The following is a 1,352-nucleotide window of genomic DNA, read 5'->3' on the forward strand; positions in this document are numbered from 1 at the left end:
GAGGGTGTCCCGGATTTTGTGTAAACGGGTTTTCGTTTAACGCGGCGACATCCGGTCTTCGAACTGGATAGTGAAGCGGTTTAGGGCCGCCTTCCAGTCCCTAAGCGGCATCGACCATTTCTTGCTGATGTTGTTCAACGCCAGGTAAAACAGCTTGGTCACGGCATCATCAGTCGGAAACGAACTGCGCGTTTTGATGACTTTTCGCAGGCTCATGTTGATCGACTCGATCGCGTTGGTCGTATAAATCACCTTGCGGATCTCCGGCGGGTAGTCGAAGAAGGGGATCACCCGAGCCCAGTTGCGCCGCCAGCTCTGGCCCACCGACGGGTAGTCCTTGTCCCATTTAGTCTCGAAGGCACTGAGCATCTGCTCGGCCACCTCGACGGTCGACGACGTGTAAATTGTTTTCAGATCAGCGGCGACTTCCCGCTGCAGTTTCCACGACACGAAGTTTAGGCTGTTGCGCACCATGTGCACGATGCAAAGCTGCACGGAAGCCTTCGGATAGACCGCCTCAATCGCTTCTGGGAAGCCCTTGAGTCCGTCCACACAGGCAATAAAAATGTCCTGTACACCGCGTGTCTTCAACTCGGTGACAACTTGTAGCCAGAACTTGGCACCCTCGGTCTGGGCAATCCACAGACCCAGAACCTCCTTGTGCCCGTTCATATTCACGCCAATCGCCAAGTACACTGCCTTGGTGCGCACAGCCCCGCTGTCACGCACTTTGACGTGGATGCAATCCAGATAAATGATCGGGTACAGCGCGTCGAGCGGGCGACCTTGCCAGAGCTTCACCTCCTCGCTCACCGCGTCTGTCACAGCCGAGATGAGCGTGGGCGATATCTCGGTGCCATACATCTCTTCCAGATGGCCCTGGATCTCGCGCACGCTTAAGCCCCGGGCGTACAGCGAGATGATCTTATCGTCAAAGCCCGACCAGCGCGTCTGATGGCGCGCAACCAGCTTCGGTTCGAAGGCAGCCTGACGATCACGCGGGATATCGAGCAGCAATTCGCCAAACTCGCCTTGCAACGTCTTGGCGCTGTGGCCATTGCGGGTATTGCCTGTTGCATTGGTCACCGCTTCGCTCTTGCCGTGGCCCAAATGCTCAGACATCTCGGTTTCCAGAGCACGCTCGACCAACATCTTGGTGAGTTGCTTGAGCAGGCCATTTTCGCCAATCAAATCCTCAGGCTTCTGATAGTTCGCCAACAGGCTGTCAGCCAGTTTGACCAACTCAGGATCGGGCTTCACTCGTTTGGTGCGTTTCGCTACGGTCATCGTTGCTCCTAGATGCTGGCAGTCTCCTGCCAAATGACCGTTTACACAAAACTAATTACACCCTC

At 55.8% G+C, this 1,352-nt stretch carries 1 protein-coding gene; it reads right to left on the reverse strand.

Annotated elements, in window-relative coordinates:
* Positions 1-36: 36 nt before the first annotated feature.
* Positions 37-1,287 (reverse strand): IS256 family transposase, encoded by a 1,251-nt coding sequence (locus ABH944_RS44590; RefSeq protein WP_404615843.1) that lies wholly within the window; start codon positions 1,285-1,287, stop codon positions 37-39.
* Positions 1,288-1,352: the final 65 nt, after the last annotated feature.

It is taken from the genome of Caballeronia udeis (genome assembly GCF_044909315.1).
GTDB lineage: Bacteria > Pseudomonadota > Gammaproteobacteria > Burkholderiales > Burkholderiaceae > Caballeronia > Caballeronia udeis_A.

What these genes read in the sequence shown, in the direction of transcription:
- ABH944_RS44590 (WP_404615843.1), bottom strand. Translation starts at nt 1,287, where the DNA reads ATGACCGTAGCGAAACGCACCAAACGAGTGAAGCCCGATCCTGAGTTG.